We start from the raw sequence: 23356 nt of genomic DNA, 5'->3' as shown, positions 1-23356 counted from the left end.
CACTGTGTGACGCCACTGTCACGAGGAGAGACGAGAATTGGCGAAATGGAGTGATGTGTCACTGTTCAGGCTTGACGCCGGAGCCGTCCCGCATACTGAAACAGGACGTCCGCCCTCTGCGGGTCTGGGCTATGGTGACGCACATCATGCGTTTCGGGCTGCTTCTCCTTAGCCGCCGCGGCGAGGGCCTGTAGTCGTAGGCCGACCCCCTCCCCGCGGGTGATCGGCGTTGCGTTCGACAGTCGGCCGTCCCTCCGTTGGACCCCCGAGGAGCCCTACGCAATGTCCCAGTCGCCTTTCGTCAGCCGCCCGACGCCGATCACCAACGCGACCCACACGCAGCAGCCGTCCGGGATGCCGATCCACAAGTACGGCCGCTACGAGGCCGTCGCCATCCCCGACCGGACCTGGCCCGAGCAGCGCATCACCCAGGCGCCCCGCTGGCTGTCCACCGACCTGCGCGACGGCAACCAGGCCCTGATCGACCCGATGTCCCCGGCCCGCAAGCGCGAGATGTTCGACCTGCTGGTCCGTATGGGCTACAAGGAGATCGAGGTCGGCTTCCCGTCCTCCGGCGAGACCGACTTCGCGTTCGTGCGCTCCATCATCGAAGAGGGCGCGATCCCGGACGACGTCACCATCTCCGTACTGACCCAGGCCCGCGAGGACCTGATCGAGCGGACCGTGGAGTCCCTGGTCGGCGCCAAGCGCGCCACCGTCCACCTGTACAACGCCACCGCCCCCACGTTCCGCCGGGTCGTCTTCCGCGGTTCGAAGGAGCAGATCAAGCAGATCGCCGTGGACGGCACCCGCCTGGTCATGGAGTACGCGGAGAAGCTGCTGGGCCCGGAGACGGCCTTCGGCTACCAGTACAGTCCCGAGATCTTCACCGACACCGAGCTGGACTTCGCGCTGGAGGTCTGCGAGGCGGTCTGTGACGTCTGGCAGCCCGGCCCGGGCCGCGAGATCATCCTCAACCTGCCCGCCACCGTGGAGCGTTCGACGCCGTCCACGCACGCGGACCGGTTCGAGTGGATGTCCCGGAACCTGACCCGCCGCGAGCACGTCTGCCTGTCCGTCCACCCGCACAACGACCGCGGCACGGCCGTCGCGGCGGCCGAGCTGGCGATCATGGCCGGCGCCGACCGCATCGAGGGCTGCCTGTTCGGCCAGGGCGAGCGCACCGGCAACGTCGACCTGGTCACCCTGGGCATGAACCTGTTCAGCCAGGGCGTCGACCCGCAGATCGACTTCTCGCAGATCGACGAGATCCGCCGCACCTCCGAGTACTGCAACCAGATGGAGGTCCACCCGCGCCACCCGTACGCGGGCGACCTGGTCTACACGGCCTTCTCCGGCTCCCACCAGGACGCCATCAAGAAGGGCTTCGACGCCATGGAGGCCGACGCGGCCGCCGCCGGCAAGACGGTCGACGAGATCGAGTGGGCCGTCCCGTACCTGCCGATCGACCCGAAGGACGTCGGCCGCTCCTACGAGGCCGTCATCCGCGTCAACTCGCAGTCCGGCAAGGGCGGCATCGCGTACGTCCTGAAGAACGACCACAAGCTGGACCTGCCCCGCCGGATGCAGATCGAGTTCTCGAAGATCATCCAGCAGAAGACCGACACCGAGGGCGGCGAGGTCACGCCGGCCGCGATCTGGTCCGTCTTCCAGGACGAGTACCTGCCCAACCCGGACAACGCCTGGGGCCGCATCCAGCTGCGCTCCGGCCAGTCCACCTCGGACACCGACGGCACGGACACGCTGACCGTCGAGGCGGTCGTGGACGGCGCCGACACGGTCCTGACGGGCTCCGGCAACGGCCCGATCTCGGCGTTCTTCGACGCGCTGCAGTCCATCGGCGTGGACGCCCGCCTGCTGGACTACCAGGAGCACACCATGAGCGAGGGTGCCTCCGCGCAGGCCGCCTCGTACATCGAGTGCGCCATCGACGGCCAGGTCCTGTGGGGCATCGGCATCGACGCCAACACGACCCGCGCCTCCCTGAAGGCGGTCATCTCGGCGGTCAACCGCTCCGCCCGCTGACCCGCACCGCGCCCGACGGCCGCCCCGGCCCCTCCTCGACGAGGGGCCGGGGCGGCCGTCGCGTGTGAGCTGCGTCACGGTTTCAGATTCACTTAAGGAAGATCATCACGACATGCCGGAATCGGAGTCTTTTCAGGTGAGTTGACGGCACATCGGGGAATGGCGGAAGGTCGGCCCGTCCACTCGGACACACCCCCCACGCGCCCTCTCCGTGCCTCCCTGACCTGGAGTTCCGCATGCGCACGACCGCTGCCGTGGCCGCCGTTCTCGCGGTGACCGGTGCCGCCCTCGCCTGGGCCCCCGCCGCTTCCGCCACGCCCTCCACGGCGTGCGCGACGAACCCGCTCGGAACGGCCGGTCTGTACGCCGAGTTCGTCGAGAAGGACTCCACCCGCTTCTCGGACTCCGAGGGCGCGGTCGCGGTCGGCGGCGACGCGTTCTTCGGCGACGCGAAGGCCGGCCAGGGCTTCTCCGTCGGCCACAAGCTGACCGGCACCGACCTGGCCGGACTGCCGGGCGGCCACAGCCTCGTCGTCGGCGGCACCCTCCATGCCAACCAGGTCGTGATCGACAAGGGCTCCGGCGTGTACGGATCGCTCGACGACCGCTCGGTGAAGGGCGCGGGCTTCGCCGTCGACGGCCCGCACGCCAAGGGCGCCTCGCCGGTCGACTTCGGCAAGGAGTTCGCGGGGCTGCGCGCGCTGTCCACCGGCTGGGCGGGCGTGAGGCCGAACGGCACGGTCGCCACCTCCGGCGACGGCGTCTTCCTCACCGGCACCGACCCGAAGCTGAACGTCTTCGCCGTGAACGCCGCCGACCTGGAGAAGTTCCGCGCGATCACCCTGGACGTCCCGGTCGGCTCCTCGACCCTGGTGAACGTGCTCGGCACCTCGTACGACATGAGCACCTCCGCCACCTACGGCGTCTACTACAGGAACCTCGACGGCGGCGCCCCCGTCGTCGACGACTACGCGGTGCCGCGCGACGAGTACCGGCAGATCCGCTCCAGGCTGCTCTGGAACTTCCCGCAGGCCGAGAGCGTGAAGAAGAACCACACCTCCTGGCCCGGCGCGATCCTCGCGCCGAACGCCAAGGTCGAGATGGGCGGCAAGAACGTCGGCCCCGGCCACGTCAACGGCTCCGTCGTCGCCGAGGAGCTCGTCACCGTCCCCGGCGCCGAGACCCACCGGATGAACTTCACCGGCTGCCTGCCCGGCGAGCCGACGCCGGGCCCGGTCGTCACCCCCGAGACGCCCAAGCCGACCGACACCCCCGTCCCCACCCCGCCGGCCACCCCCGAGCCGACCCCCGGCGAGGGCGGCGCGACGCCGGGCGCCTCCGAGACGCCCGGGGGCTCCGCGTCCCCGTCCGCGCCCGCCACCCCGGGCGAGAGCACCACCGCGCCCGCCACGACCCCGGCGCCGTCCGCCACCCCGGAGGGTGATCTCGCGACGACCGGATCGGCCATCGGCCCGGGCGTCGTCGGAGCCGCCGCGGCCGCCGTCGTCGTCGGAGGGGGCTTCCTGGCCTTCGCAAAGCGCCGTCGCCGCGCCTCCTGACGGATTCCGCAGGGTGACGTGTCTCGGCCAAGTCCACGGTGAACTCCCGACGGGGTGCTGACGTCGCATCATGGATGTGGCTAACATCACGCCAACGCCGGCAGTGCAGCCGGGCCGTCGAGGAGGTGCGTGTGCGGTCTGCCCGGAATTCACGTGGTGGGAAAGTGGGCGTCTGCGGAATCCGCACTTCCTGGAACACCGTCGGAGACGGCGAGTTCTTCTGCGAGGAGTGCGGGGGCGACCGGAACTACCGGCGGCGCACCGGCCGCCGCAGGTTCGCCGTCCTGGGCGTCCCGGTCCTGCCCCGGGGCTGTACGGGCCCCGTCGTCGAATGCGCGGCCTGTCACACGCACTTCGGCACCGAGGTCCTCGACCACCCCACGACGAGCCGCTTCTCGGCGATGCTGAGGGACGGCGTGCACACCGTCGCCCTGGCCGTGCTCGCGGCCGGCGGCACGGACTCCCGCGCGGTCCTCGACCGGGCCGTCACCGCCGTCCGGTCGGCCGGCTTCACCGAGTGCACGGCCGTCCAGCTCGTCGACCTCGTCGAGGCCCTCGCCGCCGACACCGGACGCTTCATGCCCGAGGTGAACCCCGAGGGCGCGCTCCTCGCGATCGAACTCCACGAGGCCCTGGAGCCGCTCACCCCGCACCTGGCGCGCGCCGGCCGGGAGTCGATCCTGGTCCAGGCCGCGCGGATCGCCCTCGCCGACGGGCCCTACAGACCCGCCGAGATGGAGGTCCTCGGGACCGTCGGGAACGCCCTCGCGTTCGCCCCCGACGACACCGTCCGCCTCCTCGACTCGGCGCGGACGGTGCCGTAGGCCCCGGTCTACGGGACGATGTTCTGGTTGAGCCGGAACACGTTGCCGGGGTCGTAGCGGCGCTTGACCGCGCGGAGCCGGTCGTAGTTCTGGCGGTAGTTGACCCGCACCCGGTCCTGGTCGTCGGTGTCCATGAAGTTCACGTACCCGCCCGCCTGGGTGTGCGGGCGCAGCGCCTCGTCGTAGGCGCGGGTCCAGGCGATGTTCCGCCCGGAGTCCGCCGGGTCGGTCCAGGTGCCGCCGAAGGAGTGCGAGAAGACGGCGTCCCGGTAGGCGAAGGCGGTGTCCTGCGGGCCCACCTCGTGGCAGACCCCGTCGATCGGGAAGATCGCCGTGTCCGACTCCATGGACGGCATCGTCTCGCCGTACGCCATGTGGGCCGCGATCGCGCCCTCGGAGAGCTCGCGGCTGAAGTTCCCCTTCCAGTAGTGGTAGAGCCCGGGCGGGAGCTGCTCGTCGAAGAGGGTGTTGATCACCGGGTACGGCATCCGGTCCATGAACCGGCCCACGACCGGACCGAGCCCGTCCAGGCGGGCGAGGACCTTCTCGTCCTCCGTCGCCGGACCGGTGAAGCAGGTGAAGGCGGCGCAGATCGGACGGCCGTGCCAGCGCTCGGGCAGGAACGGCTCCTGCGGACCGAGCGCGATCACGAAGATCGAGTTGAGCTCCACCGGCGCCGCCGCGTTCATCGCCTGCCAGGCACGGGCCACGTCGCCGTCCAGCGGGTAGCAGGTGATCCCGCCGAGGATCACGTCGACCGGGTGCAGCCGGTAGGCGAGCGAGACGACGACTCCGAAGTTCCCGCCGCCGCCGCGCAGCGCCCAGAACAGGTCCGCGTTCCGCTCCGCGTCGCAGGTCACGAGCGCGCCCTCGGCGGTCACCACGTCCGCCGAAACCAGGTTGTCGCAGCTCAGCCCGTAGCGGCGGGCCAGGTGCCCCATGCCGCCGCCGAGCGTCAGACCGCCGAGGCCGGTCGTGGAGACCACCCCGCCGGTCGTGGCGAGCCCGAAGGCGTGGGTGGCGTGGTTGAAGTCGCCCCACGTGGCGCCGCCCTCGGCCCGGGCCGTACGGGCCTGCGGATCGACCCGCACGCCCCGCATGCGGGACAGGTCGACCACGAGGCCGTCGTCCACGGTGCCGAAGCCGGCGACCGAGTGGGAGCCGCCCCGCACGGCGAGCGGGAGGTGGTGCTCCCGGGCGTGGAGGACCGCCGCGATCACGTCGCCGGCGTCCGCGGCGTGGACGACGACGGCCGGACGGCGGTCGTGCAGGGCGTTGTAGACCCGGCGGGAGACGTCGTACGACGGGTCGCCGGGCGTCACGACGGTGCCGCGCACGGCACCGCGAAGCGTGTCCAGGGAGTGGGTCGTGGTGGTCATGGTTCCGGTGTAGCCCGGTGGACCGCGGGCCCGCATCGCCCGAACCGCCCATGGGAGGGCCGGTCGCCGCATGGGTCGTACGGCCCATGGCGCGGCGGGCGGGGGCGTGGCGGGGTGGACCCGCCGGGGTCGGGCGGGAGCATGGCGGAGGCGGGCGGCCGGGCCGGGCCGTGACCCGGGCGGGCCGCCGGTTCAGAGCAGGTCGTGCGCGTACGCGTAGGCCGTGGCGGCGGCGCGGGAGCCGACACCGAGCTTGGCGAAGATGTTGTTCAGGTGGCGGCCGACGGTGTGCTCGCTGATGACCAGGGCGTGGGCGATGTCCCGGTTGGTGCCGCCGGCGGCGACGAGCCGCAGGACCTCCGCCTCGCGGGCGGTCAGACCGCCCGGCAGCCGCCGCCGCTGCCCGCCGGAGAGCAGCGCCGCGGCGCGCCGGGCGTCCGGCACGGCCCCGAGCCGCTCGAACACGGCCCGCGCGGCCCCCAGCTCCAGCCGCGCGGCCTCCTCGTCGCCCGCCGCCCGGCAGGCCGCCGCGAGCAGCATCCGTACCTGTGCGGCCTCGTACGGCACGCGCAGCTCCAGCCACCCGGCGAGCGCCCGCCGCAGCGGAGGCAGCGCGGCCCCGTGGGAGGCCAGGGCGACGGCGCCGCCCGCCGTGTCGGCCATCGCCCGCAGCAGGGGTACGTCCCCGGCCAGCGCGTCCAGGTCCGCCGCCGCCTCCGAGGCCCCGGGCAGGTCGCGGACGGCGAGGGCCACCTCGGTCCGGGCGGCGAGCAGCCGGGCCCGGCCCAGGAGGTCGTGGCGCGGGTCGCTCTGGCAGGCGAGCGCCAGCTCGACGCCCGCGACCGCCGCGTCGGCCCGGCCCTGCGCCAGGCGCAGCAGCGCGAGCCCCGGCTGCGGGATCCGGCCCAGCTCGTGCGCGTGCGCGTACGACACCGCCGCCGCGTCGAGCCGCCCCTGCCGCCGCTGCACGTCCCCGGCGGCGTAGTACGCGGCCGCCGCGGACTCCAGGCAGTCCACCGGGACCTCACGGCACGCGAGCCGCGCCTCCGCCTCGGCCGGCTCCCACGCCCCCAGCAGGTCGAGGACCTCCACCCGGTGCGCCCGGCAGACGCCCCGGAAGGGGTTCTCGCCGGAGGGGACCGTCATGGGGAGGGAGACCTCGGCGGCGGCCGGGCCGGGAGCGGCGTCCGCCGTCGTGCGCCCCGACCACGGCGGCGCGCACCACTCCATCGCCGCGTTCGTCCACTCCACGGCGCGGCCGAGGTCGGCGGCCTCCATGCACTGGGTGAGGGCGAGGCAGTAGAGCCAGCCGGTGAACATGCCGGTGAGCTCGCCGGCGGAGACGGCGCACATGGCGTCGTCGAGGAGGGCGAGGCCTTCGGCGCGGCGGCCGTCGGCGAGCAGGACGGCGGCTTCGGCCTGGCGGCTCAGGGCGAGGAGGTCCGGGCTGCCGGAGCGGAGGGCGAGACGGGTCATCCGGTGGGTGGCGGCGAGGGCCGCGGCACGGTCGCCGTGCTGCTCGGCCTCCTCGGCGTCCGTCCAGGCGAGGAAGCACTGTTCGGGGCACGGGGGCAGGTCCGCCAGGTGGTGCCTGGCCCGGTGGAGCCAGCCGGAGGCCGCCGCGGGGCGCCCGAGGCCCCGGTACTCGTAGTGCAGCCACCAGGAGGCGAGCCCGGCGCCCCGGTGGTCACCGGCGGCGAGGAAGGCGGCGTGGGCGCGGAGCCGGGCGGTGACGGACTCGTCGACGTGCCCCGACCACCAGGCGGCGTCGGCGAGCACGGACAGGTCGTCGGCGGTCAGCGCGCGCGAGGGGTGCCGGTCGTGGGCGTGCAGCAGCGCGTACGCCTCCGCCCAGGACTCCCGGCCGGCGGCCGCGCGGGCCCGCTCGACCGGGTCCACCGACTCGGCCGCGTCGGGTGTGTGCGCCACCGGTGCGGACATGGGCCTCACCTCTTCCCGGTCCTTTCAGGGTAGGACCGGGAAGAGGCGAGGGCCCGCGGCGGCGGGGCGGCGACCGGCGGGATCGCTCCTGCGGGTCCGAGACCGGTGGGATCGCTCCTACCGGTCCGCGGCTACTGGATCGCGCCGCTCGCGCGCAGCATGTCCTCGCGCTCGACGATCTTCACGCGCGCGCGGCCCTGCGGCTCGCCCAGCGCCTTCTCGGCCGCGTCGAGGGCGTACCAGCCCTCCCACGTCGTGTACGTGATGCCCTTGTCCTCCAGGAAGGACACGACGGCGTCCTGCTCCGGGGTGTCGGGCGTCAGCAGGCGGCCGTGGGCGAAGTCGTCCAGGAGGTTGGCCACGGTCTCGTTGGCGTCGCCCTTGGTGTGGCCGATGAGGCCGACGGGGCCGCGCCGGATCCAGCCGGTGCAGTACGTGGAGGCCATGTGCTCGCCGGTCTCCTCGATCACGCGGCCGCCCTCGTCGGGCACGGTGCCGGTGGCGGTGTCCCAGGGGAGCTTGGGCAGCTCGTCGGAGAGGTAGCCGACGGCGCGGTAGACGGCGGTCACGTCCCAGTCGGTCGTGGTGCCGGTGCCCTTGACGTTGCCGGTGCCGTCGAGCTCGGTGCGCTCGGTGCGCAGGCCCACGACCTTGCCGTCCTCGCCGAGGATCTCGACGGGCGACTCGAAGAAGTGCAGGAAGAGCTTGTGCGGGCGGTCGCCGATGTCGCGGATCGCCCAGTTCTCCAGGGTCTTGGCGACCATGTCGGTCTGCTTGTTCTTGCGCCGCTCGGCGATCGAGCCCTCGTCGTAGTCGATGTCCTCGGGGTTGACGATGACCTCGATGGTGGGGGAGTGGTCCAGCTCGCGCAGCTCCATGGGGCTGAACTTCGCCTGGGCCGGGCCGCGGCGGCCGAAGACGTGGATCTCCACGGCCTTGTTGGCCTTGAGGCCGTCGTAGACGTTCGCCGGGATCTCGGTCGGCAGCAGCTCCTCGCCGGTCTTGGCGAGGATGCGGGCCACGTCGAGGGCCACGTTGCCGACGCCGAGGACGGCGACCTTCTCGGCCTCCAGCGGCCAGGTGCGCGGCACGTCCGGGTGGCCGTCGTACCAGGACGCGAAGTCGGCCGCGCCGTACGAGCCGTCGAGCTCGACGCCGGGGATGCGGAGCTCGCGGTCGGCCATGGCGCCGGTCGAGAAGATCACGGCGTCGTAGAAGGCGCGCAGGTCGTCCAGGTGTATGTCGGTGCCGTAGTCGACGTTGCCGAAGAGACGGACCTGCGGCTTGTCGAGCACCTGGTGGAGGGCGGTGATGATGCCCTTGATGCGCGGGTGGTCGGGGGCGACGCCGTAGCGGATGAGGCCGAAGGGGGCCGGCATCCGCTCGAAGAGGTCGATGGACACACCCGGCTCGGCGGCGGCGTCGGACTTCAGCAGCGCATCGGCGGCGTAGATTCCGGCGGGGCCGGCGCCGACGATCGCGACCCGGAGGGGGCGGGGCATGACTGGGTTCCCTTCGCAAGCGACGTGGCGGCGAAGCCGCCGACACTTAGGTCACCCTAAATAATTTCTTTCGCGGAGTGGTACCCGGGCCCGGTCTATGGACTCATAAGGCGGACTTATGGGTTCCATAAGTGAGTGCATGAAGGAGCGCCCGCGCGCTCAGAAGCCCCGCCGTCGAGGAGTGCCAGGACCCTGACCGTGATCGCAGGGGTGATGCCGACGCTCCGTTGAGCCCTTTCCGCGCATGGCCTGTGACGCCGCCGCCGTTACGCTATGACGACCGACATGCCCAGGGGTGTCGGAGTCGAAGGAGAGCCCCGGCGTGACCGACAGCAGCCCCCGGGCGCGGGAACGGATCGTGGCCGGCGCCGCCGACATGATCCGCCGGCGCGGTCTGAACGCCACCAGCATCCGCGAGACCGCCAAACACGCCGAGGCGCCGCTCGGCTCCACGTACCACTACTTCCCCGGCGGAAAGCAGCAGCTCACCACCGAAGCCGTCCGCTACGCCGGCGACGTCGTCGTCCGCCGCCTCCGCGAGGAACTCGACGCCGGCCCGGTCGCCGGCCTCCGCGCCTTCCTCGGTCTCTGGCGCGGCATCGTCGTCGAATCCGACTTCCGCGCCGGCTGCACCGTCCTCGCCGTCGCCGTCGAAGAACCCCCGGAAGCCGAGATCCCTCCCGCCCTGGCCGCCGCCGCCGAGGTCTTCGGCCAGTGGGAGGAGCTCCTCGCCTCCTCCCTCCGCGCCCACGGCGCCGACCCCACCCAGGCCGCCCAGGTCGCCACCCTCGTCGTCGCCTCCGTCGAAGGCGCCGTCGCCCTCTGCCGCGCCAGACGCTCCCCCGAACCCCTCGACCGCGTCACCCGCCAACTGGAGGCCGTGGTCGCCGGCGCGATCAGCCCTCCAGGCCCGTGAGGGTCCTCAGGACCAGCAGGCCGGCCCCGTACAGCCCGCCGCCCACCAGCCCGCAGCCGGCGACCGTCATCAGCGCCATCACGCAGCGCACGTACAGCCCCTCGGGGCGGACGCGCGCGATCGCGGCCAAGGGTATGGAATGACCCTCGCCGGGGCGGCCGAAGGACACGGCCCCTCCCTCGAAGCGGACGACGGTGGCACCGCTGCCGCGCAGGACGAGGGAGGGAGCGGTCGTCATCTCGCGACGCCGGCGACGAACGCGGACCAGGCGGCGGCGGGGACGATCAGGACGGGGCCGTCGGTGACCTTGCTGTCCCGGACGGGGACGACGCCGGGGACGTCGTCGAGGACCTCGACGCAGTTGCCGCCATCGCCGTCGCTGTAGGAGCTCTTGCGCCAACGGGCGTTGCTCAGGTCGTACGCGCGCATCGTCTGTAGTCCTCCGCCGCCGACTCGATCAGGGGCAGGGACGCCTCCGGCGACAGAGCGGCGGCCCTGAGCAGATCGTAGGTGGCCTGTGCTCGCTTCACCACTGCCGGATCGTCGAGCAGATTGCCCGAATACACCGCCTCTGTATAGGCGGTTGGGGGAGCGTCCGCGAATTCCATGAGCTTCAGCGGTTTGCCCATCTGGGGGTAGGCGCCTGCGGCGAAGGGCAGTACTTGGATCAGGGCCACGCGGCTGCGTGCCTGCGTCGCGAGGTGGTCCAGCTGTTCGGCCATGACGGCGGGCCCGCCCACGGGGATGCGCAAGGCCGTTTCGTGCAGGATCGCCCAGTACATGGGGCGTGTGGCGTCCTTCAGGATGGCGGAGCGGTCCAACCGGCCCTTGACTGTGTCTTCGACGTACTCGTCTGTGGCGAGCGGGTTGCTCGCGTGCACGATCGACCTCGCGTAGGCGGGTGTCTGGAGCAGACCAGGGATCGTCGTCGATTCGAACTCGCAGATCTTCGTAGCCATGTCCTCCAGCTCGGCGGCGGCCTGGAAATAGGACGCGTACGGCGACTTGTCGATGAGCTTGCGCCACGTCCGTTCGAAAATACCGCCGGTTTGTAGGACGTCGTCGATTCGTTCCGCCACATCCAGCTGGGGCTTTCGAATTCCCTGCTCGAACAGGCCGATGTATGCCCCGGATACGAACACCCGTCTGCCCAGCTCGCCCTGTGACAGCCCTGCGACCTCCCGGCGTTCCTTGAGGAGCTCGCCGAAGAACTCCCACGCCTCGTCCTTCTTGGCCTTGGCCATGGATTAACTCCCCAAGCCTACGCCGCAGTTGTACGGCCTGAGCATCTGCCGATTCTACGGATCCGCCCCCACCCTGGTGAGGCGAAGCGGGAAATGGATTCAGAAAGGCATACGTTGGTGAAGGAAGACACCATGAAGACGACCACGGGGGTCATCGGAGCCGCACAAGAGGCAGTGGCGGAATTGCGCGAGGCGCTGGCGAGGGCGGGACTCACGCTCCCCTCGTTGGGGCTCGACGTCGTCACGCTCGCCGCCGACCCGCCGAGGCCGCTCGTGGAATTGGGATGCTGCACGGTGGAAACGGCCAGGCTGCTCGCCGCCGCCGTACTGCCGAGGGAGGAGAGTCGAACGTGACGCTGCCCATCGGGTCGTACGTCGTGGAGATCCGCACAGGGCGGGTCGGGAGGGTGATGGGACATGAGGGCCCGTACGTCCAGATCCGGCCGCTGGGTGGGGGGCGGGAGTGGGATGTGGAGCCCGAGGACGTACGGGAGGCGACGTCGGCGGAGCGGCTGAGCGCGGCGACGGCGCACGTGAACGCGCGGAGCAGGGGCGAGGTGCCCTGAGGGGGTTCGCGGGCCGGCGCGAGGGAGCCGGCGCCGGCCCGCGCGCCGAGAGGTCAGTCGGTTCGGCGGCGGACCGCCTTGACTTCGCGGGTGACGGCCCAGGCGTCGCCGACGGGGCCGAGGTGGCTGAGCTTGTCGGGGTTGAGGACGGCGCGGATGGTCTGGATCCGGCCGTCGAGGACGTCGAGGGCGAGGGCCTGGAGGATCTTGCCGTCGCGGTCGCGGTAGACGGCGCCGGGCTGGCCGTTGACGACGCGGGGCTCGCAGGTGACGTCGATCTTGACGAGCCAGGGGTAGGCGGTGCCGAGGAGGCGAGCCACGTTCTTCGCACCGGCGATGATCTTGGCCAGCTGAGGGGCCTTGCCGCCGCCGTCGCCGACGAACCGGACGTCGGCGGAGAGGAGGCTCTGGAGTCCGTCGATGTCGCCGCTCTGGAGGGCCTCGAAGAACCGGGTGGCGAGTTCCCGCTGTTCCTGGCGGTCGGCGGAGAAGCGGGGGCGGCCCTCGTGCATGTGGCGCCGGGCGCGTACGAGCAGCTGGCGGCAGGCGGCCTCCGAGCGGTCGACGGCCTCGGCGATGTCCTGGAAGTCGAAGGCGAAGACCTCGCGGAGGAGGAAGACGGCCCGCTCCAGGGGGCTGAGGCGTTCGAGGAGCAGGAGCGCGGCCATGGAGACGGAGTCGGCCAGTTCGGCCGAGCGGGCCGGGTCCTGGTAGGGGTCGTCGAGGAGGGGTTCGGGGAACCAGGGGCCGACGTACTCCTCGCGGCGGACGCGCGCGGAGCGCAGGACGTCGATCGAGAGGCGGGTGACGGTGGTGGAGAGGAAGGCCTTGGTGGAGGTGGGGACCGTCGGTGAGGCGTCGAAGCGCAGCCACGTCTCCTGTACGGCGTCCTCGGCCTCGCCGACGCTGCCGAGAACGCGGTAGGCGATCGAGAAGAGCAGCGGGCGCAGCTCCTCGAACTCCTCGACCTTGTTCATGGGACTTCCTCTCCCCGTGGTGCGTCCGCGCGGCACGGACGCACCTCATGATCATCCGTACGCGGTCTCCCGTCAGTGGAACTGGCCGGGGACGTAGTCGCCGGCCGGCTGCCGGGTGATGGCGTTCAGGCGGTTCGCCAGGTTCATGAAGCCGATGTGGAGGACGAGGGCGGCGAGCTGCTCCTCGTCGTAGTGGAGGGCGGCGCGCTCCCAGACCTCGTCGCCGACGCCACCGGCGGCGTCGGCGACACGGGTGCCCTCCTCGGCGAGCTCCAGCGCGGCGCGCTCGGCCTCGGTGTAGACGGTGGCCTCGCGCCAGGCCGCCACCAGGTTGATCCGTACCGGGGTCTCGCCGGCGTGGGCCGCGTCCTTGGTGTGCATGTCGATGCAGACGGCGCAGCCGTTGATCTGGCTCACGCGCAGGGCGACCAGCTCCTGGGTCGCGGCCGGAACCGTCGAGTCCTTGACCGCCTTGCCGGCCGCCACGAGGTGCTTGAAGGCCTTGCCGACGGTCGGGTTGGTGAAGAGGTTCAGTCGCGCGTCCATGGGGTGCTCCTTCGTGTGGGCCGGTCGCTGCTACAACCCCTGAGACGAGATGGCCCGGCCCCCTGTGACACGGCCGGATGTGACCCGCGTCTCCCTGTCGGGCGATGTCCCGCCCCGGGCCCGACTGTCAGCGCCGTACGCGAGAATGGGCGCATGAGTCTGTTCCGCGACGACGGCATCGTGCTGCGCACCCAGAAGCTGGGTGAAGCGGACCGCATCATCACCCTCCTCACGCGCGGTCACGGCCGCGTACGCGCGGTCGCGCGCGGCGTGCGCCGGACGAAGTCGAAGTTCGGGGCGCGACTCGAACCCTTCTCGCACGTGGACGTGCAGTTCTTCGCCCGGGGGAGTGAGCTGGTCGGACGCGGGCTGCCGCTCTGCACGCAGAGCGAGACCATCGCCGCGTACGGCAGCGGCATCGTCACCGACTACGCGCGGTACACGGCGGGCACCGCCATGCTGGAGACGGCGGAGCGGTTCACCGACCACGAGGGCGAGCCCGCCGTGCAGCAGTACCTGCTGCTGGTGGGCGGCCTGCGGACGCTCGCCAGGGGCGAGCACGCGCCCCACCTCATCCTCGACGCCTTCCTCCTGCGCTCCCTCGCCGTGAACGGCTACGCGCCCAGCTTCGAGGACTGTGCGAAATGCGGCATTCACGGGCCCAACCGGTTCTTTTCGGTCGCGGCGGGCGGAGTCATCTGCGGCGACTGCCGGGTCCCCGGAAGCGTCGTACCCTCCTCGGAGGCCATCGGCCTGCTCAGCGCGCTGCTCACCGGCGACTGGGCGACGGCGGACGCGTGCGAGCCGCGTCACGTCAGGGAGGGCAGCGGACTCGTGTCCGCCTACCTGCACTGGCATCTGGAGCGCGGCCTGCGCTCCCTGCGTTACGTAGAGAAGACCTAGGAGACACGACCCATGGCCATCGCACGACTCCTCGGGCGCCAGCGTCGGGAGTACAGGACCCCCGAGCCGCACCCGTCCGGTGCGCGCCCGCCGAAGCTGCAGTCCGAGCTCGTCCCGGAGCACGTCGCGATCGTCATGGACGGCAACGGCCGCTGGGCCAAGGAGCGCGGGCTGCCCCGCACCGAGGGTCACAAGGTCGGCGCCGAGCAGGTGCTCGACGTCCTCCAGGGCGCGATCGAGATGGGCGTCGGGGCGATCTCGCTGTACGCCTTCTCCACCGAGAACTGGAAGCGCTCGCCCGAGGAGGTGCGCTTCCTGATGAACTTCAACCGCGACTTCATCCGCAAGACGCGCGACACCCTCGACGAGCTCGGCATCCGGGTGCGCTGGGTGGGCCGGATGCCCAAGCTGTGGAAGTCGGTGGCCAAGGAGCTCCAGGTCGCGCAGGAGCAGACCAAGGACAACACGAAGCTCACGCTGTACTTCTGCATGAACTACGGCGGCCGCGCGGAGCTCACGGACGCGGCGCAGGCGATGGCCGAGGACGTCAAGGCGGGCCGGCTCGAACCCTCGAAGATCACCGAGAAGACCATCCAGAAGTACCTCTACTACCCGGACATGCCGGACGTCGACCTCTTCCTGCGGCCCAGCGGCGAGCAGCGCACCTCCAACTACCTGATCTGGCAGAGCGCGTACGCCGAGATGGTCTTCCAGGACGTGCTGTGGCCCGACTTCGACCGCCGCGACCTGTGGCGCGCCTGCGTCGAGTACGCCCAGCGCGACCGCCGCTTCGGCGGCGTCGACCCGGCGGACCTGGCCGTCCTCGACAAGGCGTAGGGCCTCGGCCCAGGGGAGGGGGGACGATGGAGCTGGTCTACACGCCGACGCGCGCCGACGTGACCGACGCCGTACGCGTGCAGATGCGGCACGGCTCGTTCCGGTGGCTGCGCCGGGCCCTGTGGTTCGTCGTGGCGCTCGCGGCCCTGGTCGCGGCCCTGGAACTGTTCGGGCCCGGTGACCCGGAGGCGGGCCCGGTCGTGCGCATGGCGGGGCTCGTCCTGGTGTTGCTGCTCATCGGGCCGCCGGTCCGGTGGCTCACCGCCCGGCAGATGTACGCCCTGATCGGGCGGCAGGGGGAGCACAGGGCCCGCGTGGACGAGGACGGCGTGCGCTGGACCACCCGCGACAGCGAGGTCGTCCACCGCTGGCAGCTGGTGCCCCGGTACGCCGAGACGCCCACGCAGTTCGTGCTGCTCACCGCCGACAAGGGCGGTGTCGGAGTGGCCGCCCTGCCCAAGCGCGGAGTCGCCGACCCGGTCGACGTCGACCGGCTGCGCGAGCTCCTGGACCGGAACCTCACCCGCATGTGACGCGACATACGAGGGGCCCGCACCGGATCGGTCCGGTGCGGGCCCCTCGTATGTCAGGTCACTCGCTCGCGCAGTCCGCGCAGGTGCCGAAGATCTCCACCGTGTGCGCCACGTTCACGAAGCCGTGTTCCGAGGCGATGGTCTCGGCCCACTGCTCCACCATGGGGCCCTCCACCTCCACGGCCTTGCCGCAGACGCGGCAGACCAGGTGGTGGTGATGGTCGCCGGTCGAGCAGCGGCGGTAGACCGTCTCGCCGTCGCTGGTGCGCAGCGCGTCCACCTCGCCCGCGTCCGCGAGGGACTGGAGCGTGCGGTAGACGGTGGTGAGGCCGACGGAGTCGCCGCGGTGCTTGAGCATGTCGTGCAGCTCCTGGGCGCTGCGGAACTCGTCCACCTCGTTCAGCGCCGCCGACACGGCGGCCCGCTGCTTGGTCGAGCGGCCGCGTACGGGGGGTCCTGCCGTCGCCACGGGGCCTCCTTGGATGCTTGTCTGCCCCCGCCATTCTGCCAGCCCCCCGCGCCCCCGGGTTCAGCCGTGGATCAGACCTTCACGTCGTCGGTCGGTCGCCGGGTGTCCGGGACGCACCGGGCGTCGCAGTCGGCGGTGGCCCGCTCGGCCGCTTTCGCCCGCCGCTTGGCGAGCGGCGCGGCCAGCAGGGTCAGGACGACGAAGATCCCGATCGCGTACAGGACGATCGTCGCGCCGGGCGGCACGTCCTGGTAGTACGAGGTCACCGTGCCCGCCAGGGTCACCGTGATGCCGGTGGCCACCGCGAGGACGAAGGTCATGCGGAAGGACTTCGACAGCTGCTGGGCGGCCGCGACCGGCACCACCATGAGCGCGCTGACCAGGAGCAGGCCGACGACCCGCATGGCGACCGTGACGGTGACCGCGGCCGTGACCGCGATCAGCAGGTTCAGGGCGCGCACCGGCAGGCCGGTGACCCGGGCGAACTCCTCGTCCTGGCTCACCGCGAAGAGCTGGCGGCGCAGGCCGACCGTGACGAGGACCACGAATCCGGCGAGGACGCTGATCGCGGTGACGTCCGAGGTGGAGACGGTGGACAGCGAGCCGAACAGGTACGAGCTGAGGTTGGCGTTGGAGCCGGTCTGCGACAGGTTGATCAGCAGGACGCCGCCGGCCATGCCGCCGTAGAAGAGCAGCGCCAGCGCGAGGTCGCCGCGGGTCTTCCCGTACGCCCTGATCAGCTCCATGGCGACCGAGCCGGCGACGGCGACGGCGGTCGCCATCCAGACCGGGCTGGAGTTCAGGAGGAAGCCGAGGCCGACGCCGGTCATGGCGACGTGGCCGATGCCGTCGCCCATCAGCGCCTGGCGGCGCTGGACGAGGTAGATGCCGACGGCGGGGGCGGTGATGCCGACGAGGACGGCCGCGAGGAGCGCCCGCTGCATGAAGGCAGGTTCGAGGAAGTCCATGATCAGGTCAGCAGTCCCGTGCGGAGCGGCTCGCCGGCCGCGTGCGGATGTACGTGGTCGTGGCCCGGCAGCGCGTGCTGGCCGAGGGCCTCGGGCGGCGGGCCGTCGTGGACGACGCAGCCGTCGCGCAGGACGACCGCCCGGTCGATCAGCGGCTCCAGGGGACCCAGCTCGTGCAGGACGAGGAGGACGGAGGTGCCGCCGGCGACCTGCTCGTGCAGCGTCGCGGCCAGGACCTCCTGGCTCCCGAGGTCCACGCCGGCCATCGGCTCGTCCATGATCAGCAGTTCGGGCTCGGAGGCGAGCGCGCGGGCGATCAGGACGCGCTGGTGCTGGCCGCCGGAGAGCGCGGTGACGGCGTCGTGGGCGCGGTCGGCGAGGCCGACCAGCTCCATGGCGCGGTGGACGGCGGCCTTGTCGGCCTTGGTCGGCAGGCCGAACCGGCGGCGCGAGAGGCGGCCGGAGGCGACGACCTCGCGGACGGTGGCGGGCACGCCGGCGGAGGCCGTGGTGCGCTGCGGCACGTAGCCGATGCGGGCCCAGTCGCGGAACCGCCTGCGCTCCGTGCCGAACAGCTCGATGCTGCCGCCGGTCAGCGGGACCTGGCCGATGACGGCGCGGACGGCGGTGGACTTGCCGGAGCCGTTGGCGCCGAGCAGGGCGACGACCTCACCGCGGCGGACGGTGAGGTCGACGCCCCGGAGGACCGGGCGGGCGCCGAGGGCCGCCGTGGCTCCGCGGACGGAAATGACGGTCTCGTCGCTCACGAGTGCCTCCTGCTGTGCCGTGGTCACTTGGCGCCGAGTGCCTTCTTCAGCGCGGCGAGGTTGGACTGCATGACCTCGATGTAGTCATCGCCCTGGGACTTGTCCGTGATTCCCTCCAGCGGGTCGAGCACGTCGGTCTTCAGACCGGTGTCGCCGGCGAGGGTCTTCGCGGTCTTGTCGCTCGCGAGGGTCTCGAAGAAGACGGTGGAGACCTCGTCCTTCTTCGCGATGTCCTGGAGTTCCTTGATGCGGGCGGGGCTCGGCTCGGACTCGGGGTCGATGCCGGTGATGCCCTCCTGCTCCAGGCCGTAGCGCTCGGCGAGGTAGCCGAAGGCGGAGTGGGTGGTGATGAAGGTCCTCGTGGCGGTGTTCCTCAGACCCGTCTCGAACTCGGTGTCCAGGGCGCCGAGCTTCTTCACCAGGGCGTCGGTGTTCTTCCGGTAGTCGGCGGCGTGGTCCGGGTCCGCCTTCTCCAGGGCGCCGCCGACGCCCTTGGCGACCTCGGCGTACTTCACGGGGTCGAGCCAGATGTGGGGGTCGGCGCCGGCCTCGGACTCGTGGTCGTGCCCGGCCTCCTCGCCCTCGTGGTCGTGGCCGACCTCGGTGCCGTGCTCCTCGAGCTTCGTGAGCGTGGCGGCGTCGACCGTGTTCTTCACGCCGGCCTGGGCGATCGCCTCGTCGACGGCGGGCTGGATGCCCTTGAGGTAGAGGATGACGTCGGCCTCGCCGAGCTCGCCGATCTGCTTCGGCTTGAGCTCCAGGTCGTGCGGCTCGACGCCCGGCTTCGTCAGGGTGTTCACGGCGACGTGCCCGCCGCCTATCTGCTCCGCCAGGTACTGCATGGGGTAGAACGACGCCACCACGTCCAGCTTCCCGCCGCTTCCCTTGTCCGCGGCGTCGGACGTTCCGGCGCAGGCGGAGAGGGAGACGACGCCGAGCGCGACGGCTCCGGCGAGGGCGGTGCTGGGTATCAGACGGCGTACGTTCATGACACTCATTTTCAACAAAAGTGGAAACGGTTGTCAATTGCCCTACGTGTGGCCCCGCCCACGCGGGCCCTCGACCGCCCCCGGCGCCGAACCGATTTGATACGGGGGGTGCGGGCGCCGGTAACCTGAGGCATTCGCACTTCGTCGTCGTAATGAAGAGAGCACCGTGGCCGCCGACAAGATCGACACCATCGTCAGCCTGAGCAAGCGCCGTGGCTTCGTCTACCCGTGCAGCGAGATCTACGGCGGTCAGCGTGCCGCCTGGGACTACGGGCCGCTGGGTGTCGAGCTGAAGGAGAACATCAAGCGCCAGTGGTGGCGTTACATGGTCACCGCGCGCGAGGACGTCGTCGGCATCGACTCGTCGGTCATCCTGGCCACCGAGGTCTGGGAGGCCTCCGGTCACGTCGCCACCTTCACCGACCCGCTGACCGAGTGCACCTCCTGCCACAAGCGCTTCCGCGCCGACCACCTGGAGGAGGCGTACGAGGAGAAGCACGGCCGTCTCCCCGAGAGCCTCACCGACCTCAACTGCCCCAACTGCGGCAACAAGGGCACCTTCACCGAGCCCAAGCAGTTCTCCGGCCTGCTCTCCACGCACCTCGGCCCGACCCAGGACACCGGCTCCGTCGCGTACCTGCGTCCCGAGACCGCCCAGGGCATCTTCACCAACTTCGCCCAGGTGCAGACCACCTCGCGCAAGAAGCCCCCGTTCGGCATCGCGCAGATGGGCAAGTCCTTCCGGAACGAGATCACTCCGGGCAACTTCATCTTCCGCACGCGCGAGTTCGAGCAGATGGAGATGGAGTTCTTCGTCAAGCCGGGCGAGGACGAGCAGTGGCAGGAGTACTGGATGGAGCAGCGCTGGAACTGGTACACCGGCCTGGGTCTCCGTGAGGAGAACATGCGCTGGTTCGAGCACCCGCAGGAGAAGCTCTCCCACTACTCGAAGCGCACCGCCGACATCGAGTACCGCTTCTCCTTCGGCGGCAGCGAGTGGGGCGAGCTCGAGGGCGTCGCCAACCGCACCGACTACGACCTGACGGCCCACTCCAAGGCCTCCGGCGCCAACCTGACGTTCATGGAGCAGAGCGGCGAGCGCTACACGCCGTACGTCATCGAGCCCGCGGCCGGTGTCGGCCGCACGATGCTCGCCTTCCTGCTCGACGCGTACATCGAGGACGAGGCCCCGAACGCCAAGGGCGTCATGGAGAAGCGCACGGTGCTGCGCCTCGACCACCGCCTGGCCCCGGTCAAGGTCGCCGTCCTGCCGCTCTCGCGCAACGAGCAGCTCTCCCCGAAGGCCAAGGGCCTCGCGGCGGACCTGCGCCAGAACTGGAACATCGAGTTCGACGACGCCGGCGCCATCGGCCGCCGCTACCGCCGCCAGGACGAGATCGGCACCCCGTTCTGCGTCACCGTCGACTTCGACACCCTCGACGACAACGCGGTGACCGTGCGCGAGCGCGACACCATGAAGCAGGAGCGCGTCTCCCTCGACCAGATCCAGGGCTACCTGGGCAGCCGCCTGCTCGGCTGCTGACTCTGATCGGCCGTACGCCCGCGTACGGGAAAGCCCCCGGTTCCGAAGTCCGGAACCGGGGGCTTTCCCGTGCCGTCAGACGGCGGCCGCGTCGGCCGCCGCCGCGTCGGCCTCGGCCTGGCGGCGGGCGCCCTCGGCCGCACGGCGCTTGCCGAACCAGGCCGTCCAGACGCCCAGGACGGCGAGGACGCCGTAGATCATGACCGGGCTGAGGGCGACCATGGTCTTCGTCGGCAGGGCGTACGCGAGGGCGACGCGGACGAGAGCCTCGGCGACGTACGCCACGCCCCACACCAGCGTCATCGTGCGCATGGTGGAGCGGAAGCCCTCGTACTGCCACATGCCGTTCCACCAGGCCGTGCTCGCCGGGGTGCCGTCGGTCGCGAACTTGCGGCCGAAGTAGAACATCAGCGGACGCGGGGCGAGCAGGGTCGCCAGGCACAGCAGGCCGAACAGGCCCGTCACGCACGAGTCCTTGACCAGCAGCGCACGGGCGGTGTGCGCGCCGACGAGCGAGACCACGGCCGTGATCACCAGGAAGACCAGGGTGACGAGGGCGAACTCGTCCACCTTGCGGCGCCAGGCGACCATGATCGCGGTGTCGAGCACCGGCCACGCGCTGCTCAGGAGCAGCGCGGAGAACTCGGACCAGCCGTGGTCCTCGGTCAGGGTGTTGTACGTGAGGATCGGCGCGACGACGTTGAGGCCGATCGTGAGGATCCAGCCGATCGCGGAGGCCCCGCCTGAACGGGCCGGTGGCTTGGCGGGTGCGGACATGGTTCCCCCTGGGTGCTTCTGCGGTCGCGGTGCGGGGGAACGCTAGTCACGCCCCGGACAGGGAAGGGGAAACTCCAAGCCAAATGATCTTCAAAAGCCCGCGGCAGCGGAGACCGGGCCCATCGCCGCCCTGGCCGCCCCCGCCGGGCGGGGCCGTCCGGCGGGGTTCGGTCCGGCGGGCCGGACCCTCGCGGCGGGGCCGTCGGCCGGGACTCTCGGCCGGGGCCGTCAGGCGCGCAGGGCCCGCTGGACCAGGGAGACGACGGCGGTGAACGCGTCCTCGGCGTCCGGGGCCGACCAGTCGGCGGCGTGCGCCGGGTTGTGGAAGCGGTCCGTGGCGTCGAAGACCGCGCGGGCGGTCGTCGTGAAGTCCCGCTCCGGAGCCGTGAACAGGCCCTCGCGGTGACCGTCCTCCAGGATGCGGGCGATCTGCTCCACGAGGTGCTCCTCGTGACGGTCGACCACCGCGCTGTTCTCGCCGATCAGCACCTGGAAGGTGGCCATCAGCTCCGGGTCGCCGCCGGCCTTCCTGCGCTTGAGGGCGAAGAGGGCCGTCAGCCAGCCGGTCAGCCGCTCGTCCGCGGGCACCCCGGCCTCGACGTGCGGCCGCAGCGCCACGATCGTCCGCTCCAGCCACCGCTCGGTCACCGCCTCGCGCAGCGCCGCCTTCGTGCGGAAGTGGCGGTAGACGCTGCCGTGGCTGACGCCGAGGACCCTGGCCACGTCCACGACGGTCGCCTTCGCGGGGCCGTAGCGCCGCAGCACCTCCTCGGTGGCTTCGAGGATGCGCTCGGCGGTCAGGGTCTCGGTGGCGGCCATGGAAGGACAGTACCCGTCACCCGCGGAAGCCCGGCCGGTGCCGGTCAGTGCTCGCTGTCCAGGTGGGCCATCTGCGCCGCCGGGTAGCGCTCGCCGGCCGCCGCGCCCGCCGGGACGGCCTCCTCGATCGCGGCCAGGTCGGCGGCGTCGAGCGTGACGTCCAGGGCGCCGAGCGCCTCGGTGAGCCGGTCCCGGCGCCGGGCGCCGACGAGCGGCACGATGTCCTCGCCCTGGGCCAGCACCCAGGCGATCGCCGTCTGCGCGACGGACACGCCCTTCGCCTCGGCGACCGAGCGCAGCCGGTCCACCAGGTCCAGGTTCCGGCCGAGGTTCTCGCCCTGGAAGCGAGGGGACATGCCGCGGAAGTCGCCGGCGCCGAGCGTGCGGTCCCGGGTGAAGTGCCCGCTGATCAGGCCGCGGGAGAGCACGCCGTACGCCGTGACGCCGATGCCCAGCTCGCGGGCGGTGGGCAGGATCTTCTCCTCGATGCCGCGGGAGACCAGGCTGTACTCGATCTGGAGGTCCGCGATCGGGGCGACGGCCGCCGCCCGGCGCAGGGTGTCCGCGCCGACCTCGGAGAGCCCGATGTGCCGTACGTGACCGGCCTCGACGAGTTCGGCGATGGCGCCGACGGTCTCCTCGATCGGCACGTCCGGGTCGACCCGGGCGATCCGGTAGATGTCGATGTGGTCGGTGCCCAGGCGCTGGAGCGAGTACGCCGCGAAGTTCTTCACGGCGGCCGGGCGGCCGTCGTAGCCGGTGAAGCCGCCCTCGACGGTGCGGAGCGCGCCGAACTTCACGCTGGTCAGCGCCTGCTCGCGGGCGGCTGCGGGCGCGCCGCGCAGGGCCTCCGCGATCAGCAGCTCGTTGTGGCCCATCCCGTAGAAGTCGCCGGTGTCGAGCAGCGTCACGCCGGCGTCCAGGGCGGCGTGGAGGGTCGCGATCGACTCGGCGCGGTCGCTCTCGCCGTACAGCGCGGACATGCCCATGCAGCCGAGGCCCAGGGCGGAGACGGTCGGGCCGGTGGTGCCGAGCGAGCGGGTGGCGGTGGGGTGCTGTGTCGTCGTCATGTATCGAAGCATGGCATGACCGATGACAGATTTCAATATCTGTCATTCGTGTAGCGAAGGGGCGGGAGCACGGGCGCCGGGGGAGGGGCCCCGGACGGCACCGGGGCGGCGCAGGAGCCGGCCACACCACCGCACGACGGAGGGCCCGGGTGACCCCCCGGGACCCGGGCCCTCCCGTGTG

At 71.6% G+C, this 23356-nt stretch carries 25 protein-coding genes; 10 read left to right on the top strand and 15 right to left on the bottom strand.

The window, feature by feature from the left end; translation table 11 throughout:
* The first annotated feature begins 282 nt into the window (after positions 1 to 282).
* The 3 genes from leuA to AC067A_RS11200 all read left to right on the top strand — a co-directional run bounded on the left by leuA (position 283) and on the right by AC067A_RS11200 (position 4429).
* Positions 283 to 2046, top strand: a complete 1764-nt coding sequence (gene leuA / locus AC067A_RS11210; protein ID WP_478617688.1) for a 2-isopropylmalate synthase — start codon at positions 283 to 285, stop codon at positions 2044 to 2046.
* A 236-nt stretch (positions 2047 to 2282) separates the two neighbouring features.
* Positions 2283 to 3605 (top strand): choice-of-anchor A family protein, encoded by a 1323-nt coding sequence (locus tag AC067A_RS11205; protein WP_478617686.1) that lies wholly within the window; start codon positions 2283 to 2285, stop codon positions 3603 to 3605.
* Positions 3606 to 3736: 131 nt separating this feature from the next.
* Positions 3737 to 4429 carry a TerB family tellurite resistance protein gene (locus tag AC067A_RS11200; RefSeq protein WP_478617684.1) on the top strand — a complete coding sequence of 231 codons (693 nt, stop codon included), beginning with the start codon at positions 3737 to 3739 and terminating at the stop codon, positions 4427 to 4429.
* An 8-nt stretch (positions 4430 to 4437) separates the two neighbouring features.
* Here the strand turns inward: AC067A_RS11200 and AC067A_RS11195 are convergent, their stop codons facing one another.
* The 3 genes from AC067A_RS11195 to AC067A_RS11185 form a co-directional block, all read right to left on the bottom strand.
* Positions 4438 to 5808 carry an FAD-binding oxidoreductase gene (locus AC067A_RS11195; RefSeq protein ID WP_478617682.1) on the bottom strand — a complete coding sequence of 457 codons (1371 nt, stop codon included), beginning with the start codon at positions 5806 to 5808 and terminating at the stop codon, positions 4438 to 4440.
* Positions 5809 to 6000: 192 nt separating this feature from the next.
* Positions 6001 to 7749, bottom strand: a complete 1749-nt coding sequence (locus AC067A_RS11190; RefSeq protein ID WP_478617680.1) for a LuxR C-terminal-related transcriptional regulator — start codon at positions 7747 to 7749, stop codon at positions 6001 to 6003.
* Between the two features lie 131 nt (positions 7750 to 7880).
* Positions 7881 to 9251 carry an FAD-dependent oxidoreductase gene (locus tag AC067A_RS11185; protein WP_478617677.1) on the bottom strand — a complete coding sequence of 457 codons (1371 nt, stop codon included), beginning with the start codon at positions 9249 to 9251 and terminating at the stop codon, positions 7881 to 7883.
* 322 nt (positions 9252 to 9573) lie between these two features.
* Here AC067A_RS11185 and AC067A_RS11180 point away from each other — a divergent pair, with 322 nt between their 5' ends.
* Positions 9574 to 10167 carry a TetR/AcrR family transcriptional regulator gene (locus AC067A_RS11180; protein ID WP_478617674.1) on the top strand — a complete coding sequence of 198 codons (594 nt, stop codon included), beginning with the start codon at positions 9574 to 9576 and terminating at the stop codon, positions 10165 to 10167.
* Here the strand turns inward: AC067A_RS11180 and AC067A_RS11175 are convergent.
* From AC067A_RS11175 to AC067A_RS11165, 3 genes are read right to left on the bottom strand one after another with little or no spacing between them, the layout of a single operon-like run.
* Positions 10148 to 10405: a hypothetical protein gene (locus AC067A_RS11175; protein ID WP_478617673.1), complete on the bottom strand. Its 258-nt coding sequence runs from the start codon at positions 10403 to 10405 to the stop codon at positions 10148 to 10150. The two genes, AC067A_RS11180 and AC067A_RS11175, sit on opposite strands and share 20 nt — an antisense overlap.
* Entirely contained in the window at positions 10402 to 10596 is a 195-nt protein-coding gene (locus tag AC067A_RS11170) for a DUF397 domain-containing protein (protein WP_478617671.1), read from the bottom strand. The genes AC067A_RS11175 and AC067A_RS11170 overlap by 4 nt, the downstream gene beginning before the upstream one ends.
* On the bottom strand, positions 10578 to 11411 hold the full coding sequence (locus tag AC067A_RS11165) for a helix-turn-helix domain-containing protein (protein WP_478617669.1): 834 nt from the start codon (positions 11409 to 11411) through the stop codon (positions 10578 to 10580). Before AC067A_RS11165 ends, AC067A_RS11170 begins: the two co-directional genes overlap by 19 nt.
* A gap of 132 nt (positions 11412 to 11543) precedes the next feature.
* Between AC067A_RS11165 and AC067A_RS11160 the strand changes: the two genes are divergently transcribed.
* Entirely contained in the window at positions 11544 to 11765 is a 222-nt protein-coding gene (locus AC067A_RS11160) for a hypothetical protein (RefSeq protein ID WP_478617666.1), read from the top strand.
* A complete protein-coding gene (locus AC067A_RS11155) occupies positions 11762 to 11977 on the top strand; it encodes a hypothetical protein (RefSeq protein WP_478617663.1) in 216 nt (71 codons plus the stop codon). Before AC067A_RS11160 ends, AC067A_RS11155 begins: the two co-directional genes overlap by 4 nt.
* Positions 11978 to 12030: 53 nt before the next feature.
* On the opposite strand, the gene AC067A_RS11150 is transcribed toward AC067A_RS11155, so the two are convergent.
* Positions 12031 to 12954: an RNA polymerase sigma-70 factor gene (locus tag AC067A_RS11150; protein ID WP_478617660.1), complete on the bottom strand. Its 924-nt coding sequence runs from the start codon at positions 12952 to 12954 to the stop codon at positions 12031 to 12033.
* 72 nt (positions 12955 to 13026) lie between these two features.
* Entirely contained in the window at positions 13027 to 13500 is a 474-nt protein-coding gene (locus AC067A_RS11145) for a carboxymuconolactone decarboxylase family protein (RefSeq protein WP_478617657.1), read from the bottom strand.
* Between the two features lie 153 nt (positions 13501 to 13653).
* On the opposite strand from AC067A_RS11145, the gene recO reads away from it, so the two are divergent.
* Genes recO through AC067A_RS11130 form a run of 3 tightly spaced genes read left to right on the top strand, consistent with a single transcriptional unit; the run spans position 13654 to position 15773 of the window.
* Entirely contained in the window at positions 13654 to 14403 is a 750-nt protein-coding gene (recO, locus tag AC067A_RS11140) for a DNA repair protein RecO (RefSeq protein ID WP_017239231.1), read from the top strand.
* A 12-nt stretch (positions 14404 to 14415) separates the two neighbouring features.
* On the top strand, positions 14416 to 15240 hold the full coding sequence (locus AC067A_RS11135) for an isoprenyl transferase (protein WP_478617654.1): 825 nt from the start codon (positions 14416 to 14418) through the stop codon (positions 15238 to 15240).
* A gap of 26 nt (positions 15241 to 15266) precedes the next feature.
* Positions 15267 to 15773, top strand: coding sequence for a YcxB family protein (locus tag AC067A_RS11130; protein WP_478617651.1), 507 nt, complete (start codon positions 15267 to 15269; stop codon positions 15771 to 15773).
* A gap of 58 nt (positions 15774 to 15831) precedes the next feature.
* Here AC067A_RS11130 and AC067A_RS11125 read toward each other — a convergent pair whose 3' ends face one another.
* From AC067A_RS11125 to AC067A_RS11110, 4 genes are all read right to left on the bottom strand, one after another.
* Positions 15832 to 16242, bottom strand: coding sequence for a Fur family transcriptional regulator (locus tag AC067A_RS11125; RefSeq protein ID WP_478617649.1), 411 nt, complete (start codon positions 16240 to 16242; stop codon positions 15832 to 15834).
* A 71-nt stretch (positions 16243 to 16313) separates the two neighbouring features.
* Entirely contained in the window at positions 16314 to 17210 is an 897-nt protein-coding gene (locus AC067A_RS11120) for a metal ABC transporter permease (protein WP_478617646.1), read from the bottom strand.
* Positions 17211 to 17212: 2 nt separating this feature from the next.
* Positions 17213 to 17977 carry a metal ABC transporter ATP-binding protein gene (locus AC067A_RS11115; RefSeq protein ID WP_478617643.1) on the bottom strand — a complete coding sequence of 255 codons (765 nt, stop codon included), beginning with the start codon at positions 17975 to 17977 and terminating at the stop codon, positions 17213 to 17215.
* 23 nt (positions 17978 to 18000) lie between these two features.
* On the bottom strand, positions 18001 to 18966 hold the full coding sequence (locus AC067A_RS11110) for a metal ABC transporter substrate-binding protein (RefSeq protein WP_478617640.1): 966 nt from the start codon (positions 18964 to 18966) through the stop codon (positions 18001 to 18003).
* A gap of 166 nt (positions 18967 to 19132) precedes the next feature.
* On the opposite strand from AC067A_RS11110, the gene AC067A_RS11105 reads away from it, so the two are divergent.
* Positions 19133 to 20509: a glycine--tRNA ligase gene (locus tag AC067A_RS11105; RefSeq protein ID WP_478617637.1), complete on the top strand. Its 1377-nt coding sequence runs from the start codon at positions 19133 to 19135 to the stop codon at positions 20507 to 20509.
* A gap of 75 nt (positions 20510 to 20584) precedes the next feature.
* On the opposite strand, the gene AC067A_RS11100 is transcribed toward AC067A_RS11105, so the two are convergent.
* The 3 genes from AC067A_RS11100 to AC067A_RS11090 all read right to left on the bottom strand — a co-directional run bounded on the left by AC067A_RS11100 (position 20585) and on the right by AC067A_RS11090 (position 23175).
* Positions 20585 to 21286: a VC0807 family protein gene (locus tag AC067A_RS11100; RefSeq protein WP_478617635.1), complete on the bottom strand. Its 702-nt coding sequence runs from the start codon at positions 21284 to 21286 to the stop codon at positions 20585 to 20587.
* A gap of 228 nt (positions 21287 to 21514) precedes the next feature.
* Positions 21515 to 22105, bottom strand: a complete 591-nt coding sequence (locus AC067A_RS11095) for a TetR/AcrR family transcriptional regulator (RefSeq protein ID WP_478617632.1) — start codon at positions 22103 to 22105, stop codon at positions 21515 to 21517.
* Between the two features lie 44 nt (positions 22106 to 22149).
* Positions 22150 to 23175: an aldo/keto reductase gene (locus AC067A_RS11090; protein ID WP_478617629.1), complete on the bottom strand. Its 1026-nt coding sequence runs from the start codon at positions 23173 to 23175 to the stop codon at positions 22150 to 22152.
* Positions 23176 to 23356 lie beyond the last annotated feature (181 nt).

The organism is Streptomyces sp. NPDC043176 (assembly GCF_056436715.1).
This window is presented reverse-complemented; position numbering and strand designations above follow the sequence as displayed.